General features: G+C 29.3%; 19 protein-coding genes and 1 pseudogene. 16 read left to right on the top strand and 4 right to left on the bottom strand.

Going from position 1 to position 17,161, the window contains the following annotated elements; translation table 11 throughout:
* Window positions 1-36 precede the first annotated feature (36 nt).
* Window positions 37-360 (top strand): annotated as a pseudogene (locus tag CLU83_RS06400) (OsmC family protein); the annotation flags it as partial.
* Window positions 361-454: 94 nt separating this feature from the next.
* On the opposite strand, the gene CLU83_RS06395 reads toward CLU83_RS06400, so the two are convergent.
* The 3 genes from CLU83_RS06395 to CLU83_RS06380 form a co-directional block, all read right to left on the bottom strand.
* Window positions 455-2,527 carry a hypothetical protein gene (locus tag CLU83_RS06395; protein ID WP_100430837.1) on the bottom strand — a complete coding sequence of 691 codons (2,073 nt, stop codon included), beginning with the start codon at window positions 2,525-2,527 and terminating at the stop codon, window positions 455-457.
* Between the two features lie 92 nt (window positions 2,528-2,619).
* Window positions 2,620-3,075, bottom strand: a complete 456-nt coding sequence (locus tag CLU83_RS06390) for a NifB/NifX family molybdenum-iron cluster-binding protein (protein ID WP_198512261.1) — start codon at window positions 3,073-3,075, stop codon at window positions 2,620-2,622.
* 247 nt (window positions 3,076-3,322) lie between these two features.
* On the bottom strand, window positions 3,323-3,745 hold the full coding sequence (locus CLU83_RS06380) for a DUF134 domain-containing protein (protein ID WP_100430835.1): 423 nt from the start codon (window positions 3,743-3,745) through the stop codon (window positions 3,323-3,325).
* Window positions 3,746-4,184: 439 nt separating this feature from the next.
* Here CLU83_RS06380 and CLU83_RS22410 point away from each other — a divergent pair, with 439 nt between their 5' ends.
* From CLU83_RS22410 to CLU83_RS06340, 10 genes are all read left to right on the top strand, one after another.
* On the top strand, window positions 4,185-4,343 hold the full coding sequence (locus CLU83_RS22410) for a transposase (RefSeq protein WP_232727226.1): 159 nt from the start codon (window positions 4,185-4,187) through the stop codon (window positions 4,341-4,343).
* Between the two features lie 93 nt (window positions 4,344-4,436).
* Window positions 4,437-4,616: a hypothetical protein gene (locus CLU83_RS22405; protein WP_232726995.1), complete on the top strand. Its 180-nt coding sequence runs from the start codon at window positions 4,437-4,439 to the stop codon at window positions 4,614-4,616.
* A 40-nt stretch (window positions 4,617-4,656) separates the two neighbouring features.
* Entirely contained in the window at window positions 4,657-4,851 is a 195-nt protein-coding gene (locus CLU83_RS22400; protein WP_232726994.1) for a transposase, read from the top strand.
* Window positions 4,852-5,038: 187 nt separating this feature from the next.
* Window positions 5,039-5,365 (top strand): TOMM propeptide domain-containing protein, encoded by a 327-nt coding sequence (locus CLU83_RS06370; RefSeq protein ID WP_100430834.1) that lies wholly within the window; start codon window positions 5,039-5,041, stop codon window positions 5,363-5,365.
* A gap of 97 nt (window positions 5,366-5,462) precedes the next feature.
* Window positions 5,463-7,427, top strand: coding sequence for an adenylate/guanylate cyclase domain-containing protein (locus CLU83_RS06365; protein ID WP_198512260.1), 1,965 nt, complete (start codon window positions 5,463-5,465; stop codon window positions 7,425-7,427).
* Window positions 7,428-7,793: 366 nt separating this feature from the next.
* Window positions 7,794-8,126 carry an NHLP leader peptide family RiPP precursor gene (locus CLU83_RS06360; protein ID WP_100430832.1) on the top strand — a complete coding sequence of 111 codons (333 nt, stop codon included), beginning with the start codon at window positions 7,794-7,796 and terminating at the stop codon, window positions 8,124-8,126.
* A 40-nt stretch (window positions 8,127-8,166) separates the two neighbouring features.
* The gene (locus tag CLU83_RS06355; protein WP_100430831.1) at window positions 8,167-8,484 is read left to right on the top strand and encodes an NHLP leader peptide family RiPP precursor; all 318 of its coding nucleotides are present in this window, start codon (window positions 8,167-8,169) and stop codon (window positions 8,482-8,484) included.
* 75 nt (window positions 8,485-8,559) lie between these two features.
* Window positions 8,560-8,877, top strand: coding sequence for an NHLP leader peptide family RiPP precursor (locus CLU83_RS06350; RefSeq protein WP_100430831.1), 318 nt, complete (start codon window positions 8,560-8,562; stop codon window positions 8,875-8,877).
* A 144-nt stretch (window positions 8,878-9,021) separates the two neighbouring features.
* A complete protein-coding gene (gene lanM / locus CLU83_RS06345) occupies window positions 9,022-10,902 on the top strand; it encodes a type 2 lanthipeptide synthetase LanM (RefSeq protein ID WP_100430830.1) in 1,881 nt (626 codons plus the stop codon).
* 84 nt (window positions 10,903-10,986) lie between these two features.
* Window positions 10,987-11,181: a hypothetical protein gene (locus CLU83_RS06340; RefSeq protein WP_100430829.1), complete on the top strand. Its 195-nt coding sequence runs from the start codon at window positions 10,987-10,989 to the stop codon at window positions 11,179-11,181.
* A gap of 48 nt (window positions 11,182-11,229) precedes the next feature.
* On the opposite strand, the gene CLU83_RS06335 is transcribed toward CLU83_RS06340, so the two are convergent.
* A complete protein-coding gene (locus CLU83_RS06335; RefSeq protein ID WP_100430828.1) occupies window positions 11,230-11,391 on the bottom strand; it encodes a LuxR C-terminal-related transcriptional regulator in 162 nt (53 codons plus the stop codon).
* Window positions 11,392-12,038: 647 nt separating this feature from the next.
* Between CLU83_RS06335 and CLU83_RS06330 the strand changes: the two genes are divergently transcribed.
* The 5 genes from CLU83_RS06330 to CLU83_RS06310 all read left to right on the top strand — a co-directional run bounded on the left by CLU83_RS06330 (window position 12,039) and on the right by CLU83_RS06310 (window position 17,156).
* Window positions 12,039-12,200, top strand: coding sequence for a hypothetical protein (locus tag CLU83_RS06330; RefSeq protein WP_157802014.1), 162 nt, complete (start codon window positions 12,039-12,041; stop codon window positions 12,198-12,200).
* Between the two features lie 86 nt (window positions 12,201-12,286).
* Window positions 12,287-14,341: a tetratricopeptide repeat-containing sensor histidine kinase gene (locus CLU83_RS06325; RefSeq protein WP_100430826.1), complete on the top strand. Its 2,055-nt coding sequence runs from the start codon at window positions 12,287-12,289 to the stop codon at window positions 14,339-14,341.
* A gap of 6 nt (window positions 14,342-14,347) precedes the next feature.
* Window positions 14,348-15,010: a response regulator transcription factor gene (locus CLU83_RS06320; RefSeq protein WP_100430825.1), complete on the top strand. Its 663-nt coding sequence runs from the start codon at window positions 14,348-14,350 to the stop codon at window positions 15,008-15,010.
* 728 nt (window positions 15,011-15,738) lie between these two features.
* On the top strand, window positions 15,739-16,392 hold the full coding sequence (locus CLU83_RS06315) for a helix-turn-helix transcriptional regulator (protein ID WP_100430824.1): 654 nt from the start codon (window positions 15,739-15,741) through the stop codon (window positions 16,390-16,392).
* A 224-nt stretch (window positions 16,393-16,616) separates the two neighbouring features.
* The gene (locus tag CLU83_RS06310) at window positions 16,617-17,156 is read left to right on the top strand and encodes a cyclic nucleotide-binding domain-containing protein (RefSeq protein WP_100430823.1); all 540 of its coding nucleotides are present in this window, start codon (window positions 16,617-16,619) and stop codon (window positions 17,154-17,156) included.
* Window positions 17,157-17,161: the final 5 nt, after the last annotated feature.

Raw genomic sequence — 17,161 nt, 5'->3', positions numbered from 1 at the left:
TATAGGGTTAATAGCTGATAATGGTCGCCCGAACATCTTTTTGTGGGGGCAGTAAACAGTTGTTTTATGACTACATTTCTTATCGTCGCCGAGAATTCCAAATTAAATTTCAGCAAATTCGAATGTAATGCCATTGGAACCTTAGACCGTATTGAAGGCAAATACCACATCACCGAAATCACATTGTTCCCTATTCTGATCATCAATGAGGAAGGATTAAAAGACAAAGGAATTCGAGTGATGGAAATGAGCGAAAAAGCCTGTCTCATTTCAAATTCAATTAATTCTAAAGTCATATTGAAACCGGAAATTCTTATAATAAATGATGCAATAATCACTGAAGAACTAAATATCCGTTAAGGAAATCAAATTTAATATTGTTTATAAAGCACTTCAGTTAGAGGTGCTTTTTTTATTATTTGATTTGCATTATGCTGGTTTTCTTCCTACCTATTTAATCCAGCAATTCAGGATTGTTTAGGATTAATTCTATCTTTTTTATAATTATAGTAATCTGATTCATTTGTGTTTCGATGTTTCTGAAAAAGAGACTAATATCCCTATTAACCCAGCTTTCAGAAATTACTCTTGCCCCCAAACTTATTCTCAAAACTGCACTTTGAAAATTATTGACATATTTTACATTAACAGGTTGTCCAATATGGCATTTTTGAGAAGCAAGCCTAATGATTTCTATATGTGAATCTTCAAATTTGTCGGATATGTCAGAATTCAGCAATATGTAGATTTTTTTTACTTGATCAATAGATAATGCTTTTTCATCTTTAAGAATAAAAAAAGGAAAAATTGTGCAAATGTTTCTTAATCCAAATTCGTTACTGTCATAAGTGTTTGTTTTTGTTTTATCTCCAAAAAGAGGTTCTAAAAAAGCGACATCTTTAATAGAGTCTTCAACAAAGTTACAAAACATCTCAATTCCCATATTTCTGTATAAAATGGGTGTTTTATAATACCTATCCATTTCAACTATAGCAGCATTCCAGCGCATATTGGACCCATAATTAAATCCATCTGATAAATCTTTGGAACAAAACCAGGATGTTGGCCAATCGGAATGATTGTAATAATTGTTTAACCCTTTTGGCATTGTAATTTTTGCAGAATTAATGGATTTACTAACTCTTTTAGGCAGGATTAATGCTCCTGAATATGGAGGTCCTGTAAAATATTTGCTTCCGGTTATTGTAATAATATATCCTTTATTTAAATAATTTTGTATGTCTTTTGGGTCTAATCTAAGCTGTGACGCGTCTACAATAATCTGCATTGATAAATTGTCAAGAGTATCCAAGCTTTTAATTATTTTTTCGCTTGGTGATTGATATCCTAATTTTGATTGATCCATTACATGTAATACGATATGCCTTCCTAATTCATTAGTTTTTGAAACGGCAGTAAAAACTTCTGAATCCAATTCTAATGAAGATTTTAATCCGCCGTTTTCATTTCTTAATGGAATTTTAATCAAATCAATATCTCTAAATCCTTCAATTTTATTTCCTTTTGTAACAGGATGATTTAAAGCTGTGGTATTTTCAAAATGGTACCCCTTTAATGCTGCGGGTACGCCACTGCCTGTTTCATCAGAAGCTACTAAAACATGCGTAATTTCCTTATCAGAAATAATTTGAGTAATGGCTGCTATTTGAAGAGCAGAATCAGTCCCCGAAGGTGAAAAAATTATTTGGCATTCATCATTTATTTTAAGGGTTTTTCTGAGGTTGTTTTTTAGCAATTCTGAAAATGCAATAGTTGTATTTTTGAAACCTTTTTTTAAACTATTTTGAATTAATATACGTCTAACTTTGTCAGTTTTATCAAAAGCAAAATTAGAGATGCTTGTTGCAGTTGATGAGGCAAAAGTAAATGCATCTGGTCTTGGAAATGGCCGGCAGCCATATTTGTTTAACAATTCAATTTCGTCAATATTCAATCTAAGATCGCCGCCTGACATTAATAAATATTCAGTTGGTTTTGCTAGATTTTCAAGAATTGGTTCCCAAGATTTTTCAAATACTTTTTTGGAATCATTTATTCCATGTATAGATTCTAGTTCTCTGTGTTTTATTAAAGATTCAATATCCAAAGACTCCTCATTTTTAATCATGTCAATTAAAAAATGATTGAGGTTTTTTAATTTTTCCTTATCCTCTTTTGGCAATATTTCATAAAATATTTTAGTGACTTTTAGAGCTGCTATATCGCATAAAAGGGTGTCTGATTTATCTTTTCCTAAAGCTTTGTACCAAAGTTGCCATTCAACACCATATCTTAGATAAATTAAAGCCAAAACGGGTTTGTCTAAAAATGACGAGCCAATTATAATTGATTTGTTGGGAACAATTTTAAATAGGTTTGGTTCATTATTTGAAGTAATAATGTTTATGTTGTTGATCTTTGGCACGGTATTAAATCTCTTTAAAACTCTAACCAAATAACTTATATTTTCTTTTTCAAATAAACGGGTTCTTTTATATTGATTTTCAATAAGTATATTATTTGTCATTTGTATTATAATTAAAACTTTAAAATTTATTTAAATCAGCCTGCTTTTACAGTGGATTTATTGAAAAATTTGGATATTTATGAGTCAAAATGTTAGATAAAAGCCTTGTAAAGGAAATGAATTGTTTTTAGTTCTTCGGTTTGTTTCGAAAACAAAACACGAGCAATAGTAACATTTTTAATTTTTTGAAGACCGCACATTTTTTTTGATTTCTTATGCACAGATACTGTCTCTCCAATTTTACCTTTCAAAAAGCTTTCGACAAGTTGGAGAACACCGCCTGAACAGCCACAATAAACCTCAATGTCATGATTTTTCAGCACATTTAATGCTCTTGTTCCCATATTTCCGGCAAGCATTACACTGACACCTTTTTCTTTTAATATAGCTCCAATATTACTTTTACAACCGCAACCCTGCGGTGAGGGCAACATTTCAGTTTGTTCAATTTTTTTATTTGCATTAATTGTAAATAGAGTGTATGCATCACAATGTCCAAAATGGTCATCGACAATATTTCCGCTTGTTGGTACTGCTAATTTTATCATAATGGTTGATTTTTAGTATGTATGATAAAGCTTCCATTCCATATCATACTTGTTTTATTTACATGATTTGAATACGGGAGGGTATTGATTAACATCTCCTTTTTTTGATAAATACAGTTGATGATGATAACTTCCTTCTCTAATTAATTTTTTTCTGCATTGCGGACAATCATTATCTCGACATGGCTGTCCTTCAGTGTGGGGGAGCCGTGTATTGCAATGCAGGCAGATACAATATCCATTACTATCATTTGCTTCCATTAGGTTCTGTTTTTTTGTTTAATCTTCGTAAAAAATTAGAGTGACAGTAATTGCAGGAATCGGTTTCCTCTTTGTGAATGTTCAATTTTAAGCAATTTTCGCACTTGTACCAGTAATCGTCTGTGTGGTAATTCCCGCCTTCAATAAAAATTGCTTTGCCTTCAACAAAAGCTTTAGCAATTGCTCTCCTTGCTTTTTCATATATTCGGGTAAAGGTTGGTCTTGAAACGTTCATTTGTTCGGCGGATTGTTCTTGTGTTAATCCCTCGTAATCTGAGAGTCGTATTGACTCGTATTCTTCGTACAACAATATAACAGGTTCTAAATCTGTCATAGCAATTCCAAAAGGCCTAAAACCTTCCATTATCGGTGGATTTACAATAGTTCTATTTAGCTTCGGTCGTGGCATTATTTAGTTGCTGTTATAATTAATATTAGAAAATCTGTTAATTAGTATGTTTGCTTTTTTTAATTACAAAGCTTCATTCATGAGCAATATTTTTAAATCCTTGTTTTGCATTTTCGAAATTCTTAAAAAAATGTGTACATGTTTCTTCTCTGTTTTCTAGAATTTTATCATTAATTTTTGCATTATTTTGTTCCAATTGCTTCTGAAAATAAACAGAATTACTATTCCATTTTATTTTATTGCTTTTGCGTTATAATTGCTCACCTAAAAGTTTATTATAAAACAAAAATATAAATAATAATGAACAAATGTTCAAAATAAATTTTGTTTTTGTAACTAATATTAACTTTAAAGAAACCGATTGGAATTGTTCTTTTTGTAGTAACCAAACAACAAGAAGATGTAGCCAACTGATTTAACAGAAACTCAGTGGCAATTTATTAAAAAAACATTAGAATTAGGCGATAGAAAACGTAAACATAGCTCGCGTTTGATTTGGAAAGTAATCAAATACTTGATTAAGAGTGGTTGCCAGTGGCGAATGTTGCCTTCTGATTTTCCAAAATGGCAGCTTGTTTATTATTACTATTCAAAATGAGCTGATTTAGAAGATTTTGATTTATTGCTTTCTAAGTTAAGTGAGTGAGTTTGCATCAAAATATGACAAAATGCAGAGCCACGTCTAGGAATAATGGATAGTCAAAGCGTTCGCTGGATAAATAATCGTTCCTTAAAAAGCTTTGATGGTTTTTTATTAGCTATTATGGTAACCGTGGTAAATATTCATGATAATAAAGCAGTGCTTCTGTTGATGAGAACCCAAAACTATTTTCTCTGCCCTGTAAAAGTTATCCTTGCCGATGGTGGCTAGAGGAAAAATTATAGAACAAGTTAAAAGTAAATTTTAATTTATGATTCAAGTAGTTATGAGGTCTGATGACAGGAAATCAGCTTTTAAGCCTACACATAAAAGATGGGTGATAGAAAGAACATTTGCTTGGTTTGACAACGACAGAAGATTATGCAGGAACTATGAGTTGTTAATGGATTCTTCCGAAAACATGGTCAAATTGGCTGCTATAAAACATTTATTGAATAAAATTTAAACATGCTCTAAGTTTTATTTAAAAAACAAATTAATAAAACTATCTGAAAATTAAGTCTTAAATTATAGTATAAGCACTAATAATAAAGTAGCTAAGCAAGTTTTTTGTCAGCATATTTGGCAATTCTATACCTAAAAAAGAAGCTAATTTCCCGAATGTAAAATGAAATTAACTAAACATACGAAAAATGGAATTAACTAATGACCAAAAAATTCTAGATGCAATTGTTAAAAAAGCATGGGAAGATCCAACTTTTAAAAGCAATTTAATAACTAGACCCGTCACAACGATAGAAAGCTTTTTAGGACATCCAATTCATCTACCCGAAGGTAAAAATATTGCATTTGTTGATCAAACAGATTCGTCGACAATTTTTATCAATATTCCTGCTGAACTCAATATGGACGATGTAGAATTGAATGAAGAACAACTTGATATAGTTGCTGGTGGAGATGGAGATATAACCCCACCTATAATTATTAAGCCTAACAATTTTTCTGGGGATATTTTTTAATAAAAATTAACTTATTGGCAATTTTAAAAATTAAAAAACGTACCTATTCTATATTTTGAACATGTACGTTTTAATAAATATTAAAACGTACATGTTCATGAGAAGAGTCATAAATATTGTTTTCTCTATCTTTTTATTATTTAATGGAATACCGTTTTTTGGACAACCAAACATTGAACAAAAAGTGATCGTGACAAACAAGAACATTAAGATGGCAGATTCCATTCTTAATTTAGGTATGAAAAGTCAGGATGCAGGAGATTATTCACAATCATTATTGTACTTCGATAAAAGTTTAAGGATTTATAACTCTTTGGGTAAAAGTCGAAAAGTAGGTGATTGTTATAGTTATAAAGCAGTAACATATTATTATCAAGGAGATTATTCAAATGCTTTATTCTTTTTTAAGAAAAGTAACGAAGAATATAAAAAAACAAAATATAAAAAAGGAATTTCTTCGATATTAAATAATATAGGAGGGGTTTATTATTATTTAGGAAATTATCTAAATGCTTTAAACTATTACAAACAGGCTATTGTTGTTCAAGAAGAACTAAACGATACTAAAATGACTGCAGCAACTTCACAAAATATTGGCGGAATTTATTCGCAAGTGGAAGATTACTCAAATGCATTGAAATACTATGATAAATCTTATTTAATTTATAAAAACAGTACTGATGTAAAAGCCATCTCTCAAAACTTAAATGCTTCTGCGATAGTCTATATAAAATTGGCTAATTACCCAAAAGCTCAGAAGAATCTTAATCAAGCACTAGTTATTGCAGATAAAATAAATGATAAACAATTAAAAATTGAAGTATTATCTAGTTTAGGAGAATTGTTTTTTAAACAATCAAATTTTGAGCGAGCATTATATTACTATAATCTTTCTCTAAAATATTCAACCGAAATTAATAGTTTGCAATATATAAGTATCACAGAAGTTGCCCTTGGGAAAATATTAAATAAATTAAATAAAAACAAACAAGCAATTACAAAATGCCTAAAAGGATATAATACTGCTGAAAAAATAGGCGCTATATCAGTTAAAAAAGATGCCTGTGATTGTCTTTATAATGCATATAAGTTTATTAAAAACGATAAATTAGCTCTTCATTTTTATGAAAAATCAATTAATTTCAAAGACAGCTTAAAATCTGAAGAAACTTCTAATAAAATGATGAATATGGAGTTTCAACGTCAACAATTACTAGATAGTATATCTCATGTAAAGAAGGAACACGCTGTTGAAATCAAACATAAAGAAGAAGTTCAAAAAAAGGAAACGCAACGAAATATTATTATTATCTCTTTGTGTTTTATTGTTCTTATTACTTTAGGATTATGGAATAGATTAAACTACACACGAAAATCTAAAAAAGCTTTAAAAATAGAAAAGGACCTCTCTGATGAACTATTACTAAATATATTGCCAGAAGAAATAGCACAAGAACTAAAACAAAAAGGTTTTGTTAGTGCCCGAAACTTTAATTTAGTTTCTATACTTTTTTCAGATTTTAAATCCTTTACTCAAACCGCTGAGAAAATGTCTCCTCAAAATTTAGTAGAAGAAATAAATGCCTGTTTCAAAGCTTTTGATTTGATCACTGAAAAATACAATATTGAGAAAATTAAAACAATTGGAGATTCTTATATGGCTGCCGGAGGCATCCCAAAACCAGATAAAGAATCTTTAACAAATATTGTATTAGCAGGATTAGAAATGCAGGATTTTATGGCTAAAAGAAAAATTAACAACGAAGCGAATAATAATCCTGCTTTTGAGATGCGATTAGGTATTCATGCAGGGCCTATTGTAGCAGGTATTGTAGGAATAAAGAAATTTCAATATGATGTATGGGGTGACACTGTAAATACCGCTAGCAGGATTGAAAGCAACGGAATTGTAGGTAAAGTTAACATCAGTGAATCGCTTTATAATCTCATAAAAAATGAAGAATGCTTTAGTTTTGAATATAGAGGAAGTATTCAAGCAAAGGGAAAGGGAGAACTCAAGATGTATTTTGTGGAAAAGAATTCTCATATTCCAAATAACTAACCAAATAATGCTTATTACTAAATTATATTTTGTCAGTTTATTTGGCAATTTCATCATAAACAGACTCGCTAAATTTACATTAATAACGAGAACGGTTCAAGATGCAAAAGCAAAATAACCTTCACTATTTATGATTTTAAAGATTACAATTAAAATGTTTTTTGTCAGTTTATTTGGCAATTTTATCATAAACAGACTCGCTAAATTTACATTAATAACGAGGACGGTTTAAGACGCAAAAGCAAAATAAACTTCGTGATTGATGATTTTAAAGATTACAATTAAAATGTTTTTTGCCGGTTTATTTGGCAATTTTGTCACAAAAAGATCGACTAATTTCACATCAATAAAGAAATAGATTGAATCATGGAGCAAAGGAAAAATAAAGAAGAAGTTTTGCGATTAATAATTTCAAAAGCCTGGGAAGATGCTAATTTTAGAAAAAGCTTGATTGCGGATCCTATGAAAGCAATAGAAAATCTGACAGGAGCTAAAATTGTTCTGCCGGAGGGAAAGACACTGGTAATTAATGATCAGACGGATAAATCTAAGGTATTTGTAAATATTCCTTCGGAGCCCAATATTGAAGATGTTGAACTGACTGAAAGTCAATTGGAAATAATAGCGGGCGGACAAACCGTATGGTCGGATTTAGTAAACAGCCTTTTTCCAACATTAAAAGATTACATAAAAATATAAATAATTAATTATTAAATATTAACCTTAAAATAATAAAATCATGACAAATCAAGAAAGAGAAAACGCAGAAAAAAACTTAAAAACAATTATCAAAAAAGCTTGGGAAGATGAAACTTTCAAACAAGAGTTAGTAAGTAACCCGGTTCAGGCTATTGAAAAATTATCTGGTAAACCATTAGATTTAAAAGGTAAAAAACTAATAGTAACAGATCAAACAGATTATTCTGCAGTTTATATCAACATTCCTGCTAATCCTGAAAATATGGAATTAACAGACGCTGAATTGGAAGCTGTTGCAGGTGGACAATTCAATTTAGAAATTCTTTGGACAGGAATCTGTATTGGATGGGGAAATTAATTCCTGATTCAGTCATCAAACTAAAAATAATCAAAAATATTATATTTTTTTAAAACAACTTTAAAACATAAGATCATGACAAATCAAGAAAGAGAAAACGCAGAAAAAAACTTAAAAACAATTATCAAAAAAGCTTGGGAAGATGAAACTTTCAAACAAGAGTTAGTAAGTAACCCGGTTCAGGCTATTGAAAAATTATCTGGTAAACCATTAGATTTAAAAGGTAAAAAACTAATTGTAACAGATCAAACAGATTATTCTGCTGTTTATATCAACATTCCTGCTAATCCTGAAAATATGGAATTAACAGACGCTGAATTGGAAGCTGTTGCAGGTGGACAATTCAATTTAGAGATTCTTTGGACAGGAATCTGTATTGGATGGGGGAACTAATTCCACATCATTTTTAGATAATCTCATCTAATAAACAACTCCTTTAGGTATTGTTAATCTATTATAGTTCTCTATAAATAAATTAACAATACCTATTTTTTTTTTAGCACATAGACTTTTTATACATCTTTTAAATCATTATATATGAAGCGTTCTCCATTATCAGAAAGCATATACTTCAAATCGCTGACTCCTTTCGAAATATTAAATATTAGTAAGCAATATCAATGTTCTTTTGAAAAAAATGGAGATTTGGATTATCTAGATTATTGGAAAAAAACAATAGCTAACGACGGTTCAGAGGAAATTTTTAAAAAATACTGCACTACAAATAATCTGGCTAGCGAAGACATTTCTAAAATGATTTCAAGTATAATTGCTATCGAAGAAAATATTAATTTTCCAGATTGGATATTTGTATTAGAAGATGTTTTAAACGAGACAGATGTGAAAAAATCTATGTCTGATCATAATCATTCTCAAAAGGCATTTTATCATCTTTTTTTACCGTTTTTGGATTGCTTTTTTAAAAAGTTGACTCAAAATTTGACCGAAGAAAATATACCAATACCGAATAATGATGTTATAGATCAATTAGGCATAAAATTATACGAAGATCTTTATAATTTATCGGATTTAGTTTTGTTTCATGAATTTAATGAAATAAAAACAGAAAATTCAGCCCACGATTTAGCAGAGGATTTCTATTATAAGAAATTTGTTTTCGGTACTTTATCAGATAAATTTCAGGATTTATTTTTAAAGTATCCAATGCTTGCCCGCAAACTTTCTAAAAAAACATCAGATTATATTGTTTTTATAACTACTGTTTTTAAAAGATTTGAAAATGACAAACCTGATTTAAAACTACTTTTAGATAAAAAGTTTGATCAGCTTACAAAACTTCATTTAAGTTCAGGTGATCAGCACAATGGAGAATCGACTATCATTCTTGAGTTTGAAAATTCTCATAAATTAGTTTACAAACCTACCAATTTAAGTATAACAAATTCCTATAATGAGTTTCTAAACTGGGTAAATGAGAACATGGAAGAAAACTTAAAAACCTTTAAGGTCTTGGATAAAGGGAATCATGGCTGGTTAGAATTTATTGAAAATTCGCCTTGTAACAATATTGAAGATGTAAAACTGTACTATGAAAGAGCCGGTATTTTATTGGGAGTAACTTATTTTTTGAATGCTAAAGATTTTCACTGCGAAAATATAATTGCTTCAGGGAACTGTCCCGTTTTAATAGATCATGAAACTATTCTGAGCCCGGAATTAAAACAGCTCAACGGAGAAAATCAAGAATCACAGAGTGCTATTTTTAGATCAATTTTTGAGGCATCACTGCTCCCGACAAGACATTTAAATTTGCCCTATTATATGTACGGATTTGGTTCTTCAAAAATGTTAGAGTCTGATTTCCCAATTTCAAAAATTCAAGATGTGAATAAAGATTCCATGAAAGTGATTTCTGAAATGGAGACGAAAAAACTGTACAAATTAAATAAGCCTTTTTTGAACGATTCAGTTGTAAATCTTGCAGAATATGAAAAAGAGTTTAAGACAGGGTTTCAAAAGTTGTACAATTTAATTTTGAAAAACAAAAAACATCTGCAGTCTGAATATTCTCCCATTACTAATTTTTATAGTTCCAAAATTCGTTTTGTCAACCGCCACACAAAAGTGTACGCTAAGATTTTAAAATTTCTAAATAAGCAGGAATATTTGGCTGATTCCATCAAGTATGGAATAAAACTGGAGATGTTAGCAAAAGCATACATAGCTTTTGATAATGGCGGCCCCATATTAGATGCGGAGCGAGAACAAATGTTACGAGATGATATTCCTGTATTTTATATTAAGGCTTTAGATAACCGTATCAATTTACCCAATAAAAAAAGCATGGATTTAATAAAATGCAGTGCTATAGAAAATATACACAATAAAGTTAAAAATGCAAGCATAGAAGATTTTGAGAATCAAATAATGCTGATTACGGATTCGGTTAAACTTTAATTAAAAAGAAGCAAAAGATTGAAAAATTAATTTTATGGAATTGAAAAAAAACATTACTACTTATACACGTTTTGTCGCTATTAAATGGCAACAATGATTCTTTCGTATGCCTTTGCAAAAATCTTGGGAACGCAATTTATTGTTCAGCCCAGTACGTTTGATGAACCCGTAGAATCACAAATGGTAACATTACTGAAAGGAAAATATGAAATAAATAAAAAATATCTAATCATTCAAGCAAATGAAACTAAAAAAATAATTTTCAAACGGATTCGTTAGTTGCCATTTAAGGTTAAAATAACACCGATAAAAGAAGCTATTTCTAAATCAGCTTATTGCTGGTTGCAAAACAATAGCTTCTGAAATATTATTTACTTCTAATTTTTCAAAAAGTTTTCTTCTGTGAAATTTTACAGCATCCGGCGAAACAAATATTTCTTTTGCAATTTCACGTATAGTAAAAGCCCGAGTCGAAACTTCTTTAAGCAATCAAAAAAAATTTAAAAGCCTTTGCGAAAAGAGCTAGAAGAGTTTTAATGTTTAACGTTTTTAAGAACAAAAAAAAAACGTAAAGCCATGTTTTGAAGCTTTTAGGGATTACGTAGCTCATACAAAAACTGCATATGTACTTCTAGAGCAGTTTTGTTATTGTCATCGTTCTCCTTTAGCATTTTAAAACCTTATTTTTTATTTATTTTGGTCATACTTTCTTAAGAATATTGCGAAAAAAACTTGTAATATATTACTACTACTACTACTACTACTACTACTACTACTACTACTACTACTACTACTACACTATTAGATGAATAAAAAGCTAAACTTTTCTTATTACTAATGATAGTGATTAAATGATCCCATTTTTATTGGTGATTTATCAAGTCAAGGCTACGTTTTCGTAAAAGGATATTGTTTCCATAAATAGCTAAACTATTTTCAAAAGAGGAATACAATAAAAAGTAGGTATTTTAACATTTTTTACACTTTTAGTCTAAAGCTAAATTTTAGAATAGCCATAGATTTGTTATGTAATATTACAAATACGAGGAATTCCTGAAAAGCATTTTTTTAATAATGCAACGACTATTATGAAGCTGTTGCTAAAACAAATATTTTCTAACAAAACCAAAAACACCATGAAACATTTTTATTATATTATCGCGATTATATCACTGCTAGCCACTTTAAACTCTTGTACTGCAGACGAAATTGAAACTGACAAACCTAAAGCTCAAGCCGAAGTTCAAGCTGATGTTGACCCAAATAATTCTGGTAGCATAATCCCACCAAAAAAATAACCTTTTTAATTTTTTTAGTATTATTTTTCAAGTATATTAAAAAGTTAAAAAAAATGTACTTTTACACTTATTTTAATTAAAAACGATTGAAACTATTTACAACAATATTTATTTTTAGTATTTTTTTTATTGGATGCGAGCGTAAAAATCAAAATTCTTACACTTCAAACGCTAATAATTTAGATTCGTTGATTTCAACTTCGACATACAAAAACATAACTAAAGAAGAAAGGTTAGAAAAGGCGTTATTAGCTTCTGAAATTATTCAAAAAAATGACACTTTAGTGATGTCATCTGATTATTATTTTGAATTGGCGGATTCATTTTTTCAACTTGGCGAGAGTGAAAAATGTATACACTTACTGCAAAAGCTGTATCAAAAATCAATTTTATTAAATGATAACGAAGGTATTCAAAATGCAAGCTACAGTATTGCAATTGTTTATAATAAAGAAACAAAATATGATTCGGCTTATTATTACTTTACAAAATCAGAAAAGGTCCTTTTAAAAGAAAAAAATGAGAATTTATTAGGTAATGTAAAGATATGGAAAGCAGAAATATTATCTTTTAAAAATGACTATGTAGGGGCTGAAAAATTGGCGATTGAAGCATTAAAATATGGCATTGAAAAAAAAAACAATCTGCTGATTTACAATTGTTATCTCACTTTAGGAAGTACACTAGTAGGTCTGGATAATTACGAAAAAGCTGTAGATTATTACAACAAAGCTATTGAAATTTCTGAAAAATTAAAATCAAATTCAAATTATTTATCTTATAAATGCCAGCCCTACAATCATATTGCTAATATATATGTAAAAACGCAAGAATATGAAAAAGCTATCGCATTTGCAAAACAAGGGTTAGCTATAGCAAATTTCAAAAAAGTTGACCCTCCAATTTATTGTTATCTTACCAATAAACTTGCTTATTCTAAATTTAAACTGGGTAACAAATCGTCATTAAAACAATTTGAAGAAACCTTGAAAATTGGTGACAGAATAAATAATATTCCTGTTCAGATTACCTCCAAAACTTATTTAGGAGAATATTATTTAAATCAAAAAAACTATTCAATAGCTAATTACTATTTGAAAGAAGCGCTACTACAGGCACGTAAAAATAATCTTTTTGAAGACGAACTCACAATCCTTAAATTATTAACCCTCGCAAGTCCTCAAAACGAATTCTATTATACAAATAAATACATATATCTTAAAGATAGTCTTCAAGATGTAGAACGTACTTCTCGTAATAAATATGCCCGAATAGAATTTGAAACCGACCAAATAATCCAGGAAAAAATAATAGCTGAGAATAAAAAGAATGAAATCTCAAAACAATTCATTTTATACGCTATCATGAGTGCCTTGGTATTATTATTATTGCTAATTATTTTATATCGCAAAAACAATAACATCAAACTTGAAAAATTGTTTCGCAAACAAGAACAAGCTTTAAACGATTCGCAAATTTATAATTTGATGCTTTCAAATCAGCAAAAAATGGAAGAAGGCAAACTTATCGAAAAACAACGAATCTCTAGAGACCTGCACGACGGGATAATTGGAAAATTGTCGGCAATACGTATGAATTTGTACGAAATAAAATATAGTCAATCACCAGAATCAATAAAAAAATATTTGGAACATATTGCTGAGATGAAAAATATTGAAGAAGAAATCCGCAATTTGACACACGAACTGAATACGAATGTTTTTTCAGGATCTGATGATTTTGAAACAACGATAAAAGCATTATTCACGGAATTAAACAATAATCCAATAACTAAAATAAATATAGCAATTGATCCAAGGATAGACTGGTCGTTGGTCGATATAAATGTAAAAATGAATCTTTACAGAGTTTTTCAAGAAGCATTACAAAACATCAATAAATATGCCGATGCTTATATAATAACAATTGCAATTGCTAAAAGTGAAACAGGTATAAGTATTCAAATTGCCGACAATGGTAAAGGTTTTGATTTAACGCAAGCAAAAAAAGGAATTGGATTAAAAAACATGAATCATCGCGCAATGGAACTTAAGGGACAATTCTCTATAGAATCGAAACAAAATATAGGTACAAAAATAAATTTGTCAATTCCAATAGAATTCAATAGTTTTGAGTTTTAAACACCAATGACAAAAAAAATACTAATAGTTGAAGATCATTCTTCAATGATTACTGGATATCAAACCATTCTCTCTCACAATAAGTTAGGGCATGAGTTAGAGTTTTATTCTGCAAACAATTGTAAGGCTGCTTATGATTGTATTTCAAATGAAACCAAACCAATTCCTTTTGATTTGGTAATGCTAGATTATAGTTTACCATCTTTCCCTGAAAAGGACATTTTTAATGGTGGTGATTTAGCACTTTTAGTTCACAAATATATTCCTGGTGCAAAAACATTAATTATTACTTCGCATTTTGAAAGTGTTATTTTGTACAATATTTATCAAAAAACTCATGTCAACGGAATTATGGTCAAAACTGATTTCGACGATGAAGAATTGTTGTTAGCTTATGAAAAAATCATGACTGGTGAAAGCTATTTTAGTAAAACTGCTAAAAAGGCAAAAACTGAACGCTTGTTAGCCGAAGGTCATTTTGATAGTGTTGACCGCCAAATCATAACACTTATTTCTAAAGGATGTCAAATAAAAACCATTGCAAACACTATAAAAGTTTCGGAAGACACTGTTAAAAAACGCAAAAGTAAAATAAAAGATATTTTAGGAATTGATAAAGGCAATGACGAAGACATTTTGCGTGAGTGTAGATTATTACAAATGATATAGAGAGAGTTGGATACGCTCCTTTATCTAAATATCGACTTCTTTTATTTTTATAAAAAACTTTTTTTCTATTTTCCACAAGACTGATGCTAATTAAATTACAAATGAGCCTGGATTTTGTTATTTACACTGGTTTCAGATAAAATTTTATTGTTGTTTACAGCGTCTCCAGATTATCATGCAAATCCTTTTGCGACTATCCTTTGTTTCTCCAAAATCATTTTCCTACATATTTAAAAAAAACATTCAAAATTTAGTATTTCTCTTTTAGATGTTGTTCATCATAAGAGCTCATATTATATTACTTTTTTGATGTGCCTACACGATTTATATTTTGGGTATATACTTATCAAATATTTGTATTCGTTCCTCTTTTCAAGATTAAAAAAAAATCGTTGTATAATGTATTTAGATTCACTCACTTACAAGGTGCTGAATACCTACTAATTTTAACTTTTTTTACACTTTAAGTGTAAAACCGCATAAAACTCTTACAGTAGCTTTGACATATCAAATTACTTCAGAATTATTTATAATTAAAATTTTGGAGTTTAGAAAAGCTAATAAAACAGAATGATTATAAAGTAATAAAAGCGTATCGATTGTTTGTAAGAGTCTGTTTTTAAGATATTTGAAAATAAAAATCAAATGGCTTTGAATTTGCTTAAAAAAATATTAGTACTCGATTTTTGAAAATTAGTAATCAATAGAATTAATTATCATTACAAATCATGAATACAACAGCAAAGAAAACTGCAATAGATTGGTCTTCACCAGATATTTTAAATCATCTATTCTTACATATAAAAAGTCCATTAGATTCTATTATTACAGCTAGTACACCTAGCACATCTGGAAACGAGGTTAAAAATGAAATTATTTTTTCTAGTAGTAATGAAATTAATGATCTTATAGAGGAAATATTAAATGAAATTAAATCTAAATCAGTAAGCTTAACAATACAAAGCCGACCTGATATTTTTGATATTTATGAATCAAATAAGAATGTTCAGCATTTATGCTCCAATAAGATCACTCCAGAAAAAGTTACAAAAAACGACCAAAATTGGTTAATAAACTTAGAAAAAGAAATTTATAATTCCATTTCTAAGGATGATCTTGATTTGTATTATTTATCGTGTAAAATGGCTGTAAGTGAAAGACAGCTTCATAGAAAAATTGCAAATTTAGTTTACTTAACTCCTAATAAATACATACGCATATTAAGGTTGCATAAAGCAAAGCAGCTAATCGATAATTATATTCAAGATTCCATTTCTCAAGTTTCTTATTCTGTTGGATATAATGATTCCCATTATTTTTCAAAATTGTTCAGTAATCAATATGATATATCACCCAAAGCATTAATAAACTCATTAGCCTAAAAGAGTCTGATAAAAAGTATTCACCAAATGCAGAATTTTATATAGAATTCCTTTAAACCTACTTTAAAAAGATATTGAATTAAACGAGAATAATTTTGGCTGTATTAATGTACGGTTGATATGCACTATAAAGTTATTACTGATTATCAAAGTCTATAAAATTCTTTAATGATTTTTTTAAAATAAAGCATAATTAAATAACCATAACCTTAAAAATATATATTATGAAACGAGTGCTTTTTTTCTTAGGCCAATTAGATGACAGAGACCTGGAATGGATGATCCAGAATGGCCAAAAAATAGAATTAAAAACTGGAGAAACACTGATCCAGAAAGGAAATTATGTAGATAATTTATACATTTTACTATCAGGTCAATTGTCTATTTATTCAGATGGAATTGACGGACAGGAAGTTGCTCTTCTTGGAGCAGGAGAAGTTGTAGGTGAAATGTCTTTCTTAGAATCCAGACCTCCTTCAGTTTCTGTTATTTCAAAAAAAACATCCGTAATTTATAAAATATCTCGAAACGCAATAGAAGCAAGACTTTCTTCAAATTCAGATTTTAAAGCTAATTTTTATTACTCACTAGCATTGTTTCTTTCTAATAGGTTAAGAAAAACAACAGATCGTTTGGGATATGGGATTCCTGAAGAAGAGGATTTAATTGATACAAAAGTATTAGATGTGGTTTCTCAGGCAGGTGCGCGTTTCGGTCAAATATTAAATAAATTTTCCGAAGTTAAGTTAAGTGTTAATTATTAAGGCTC

The organism is Flavobacterium sp. 1 (assembly GCF_002797935.1).
GTDB lineage: Bacteria > Bacteroidota > Bacteroidia > Flavobacteriales > Flavobacteriaceae > Flavobacterium.
Note: the sequence above shows the minus strand (reverse complement) of the source record. Positions and strands in the feature narration are given on the sequence as shown.

What these genes read in the sequence shown, in the direction of transcription:
- CLU83_RS06365 (WP_198512260.1), top strand. Translation starts at nt 5,463, where the DNA reads ATGAGAAGAGTCATAAATATTGTTTTCTCTATCTTTTTATTATTTAAT.
- CLU83_RS06330 (WP_157802014.1), top strand. Translation starts at nt 12,039, where the DNA reads ATGAAACATTTTTATTATATTATCGCGATTATATCACTGCTAGCCACT.
- CLU83_RS06310 (WP_100430823.1), top strand. Translation starts at nt 16,617, where the DNA reads ATGAAACGAGTGCTTTTTTTCTTAGGCCAATTAGATGACAGAGACCTG.
- CLU83_RS06350 (WP_100430831.1), top strand. Translation starts at nt 8,560, where the DNA reads ATGACAAATCAAGAAAGAGAAAACGCAGAAAAAAACTTAAAAACAATT.
- CLU83_RS06355 (WP_100430831.1), top strand. Translation starts at nt 8,167, where the DNA reads ATGACAAATCAAGAAAGAGAAAACGCAGAAAAAAACTTAAAAACAATT.
- CLU83_RS06340 (WP_100430829.1), top strand. Translation starts at nt 10,987, where the DNA reads ATGGCAACAATGATTCTTTCGTATGCCTTTGCAAAAATCTTGGGAACG.
- CLU83_RS22400 (WP_232726994.1), top strand. Translation starts at nt 4,657, where the DNA reads ATGATTCAAGTAGTTATGAGGTCTGATGACAGGAAATCAGCTTTTAAG.
- CLU83_RS06390 (WP_198512261.1), bottom strand. Translation starts at nt 3,075, where the DNA reads ATGATAAAATTAGCAGTACCAACAAGCGGAAATATTGTCGATGACCAT.
- CLU83_RS06370 (WP_100430834.1), top strand. Translation starts at nt 5,039, where the DNA reads ATGGAATTAACTAATGACCAAAAAATTCTAGATGCAATTGTTAAAAAA.
- CLU83_RS06395 (WP_100430837.1), bottom strand. Translation starts at nt 2,527, where the DNA reads ATGACAAATAATATACTTATTGAAAATCAATATAAAAGAACCCGTTTA.
- CLU83_RS06315 (WP_100430824.1), top strand. Translation starts at nt 15,739, where the DNA reads ATGAATACAACAGCAAAGAAAACTGCAATAGATTGGTCTTCACCAGAT.
- lanM (WP_100430830.1), top strand. Translation starts at nt 9,022, where the DNA reads ATGAAGCGTTCTCCATTATCAGAAAGCATATACTTCAAATCGCTGACT.
- CLU83_RS06360 (WP_100430832.1), top strand. Translation starts at nt 7,794, where the DNA reads ATGGAGCAAAGGAAAAATAAAGAAGAAGTTTTGCGATTAATAATTTCA.
- CLU83_RS06320 (WP_100430825.1), top strand. Translation starts at nt 14,348, where the DNA reads ATGACAAAAAAAATACTAATAGTTGAAGATCATTCTTCAATGATTACT.
- CLU83_RS22405 (WP_232726995.1), top strand. Translation starts at nt 4,437, where the DNA reads ATGGATAGTCAAAGCGTTCGCTGGATAAATAATCGTTCCTTAAAAAGC.
- CLU83_RS06380 (WP_100430835.1), bottom strand. Translation starts at nt 3,745, where the DNA reads ATGCCACGACCGAAGCTAAATAGAACTATTGTAAATCCACCGATAATG.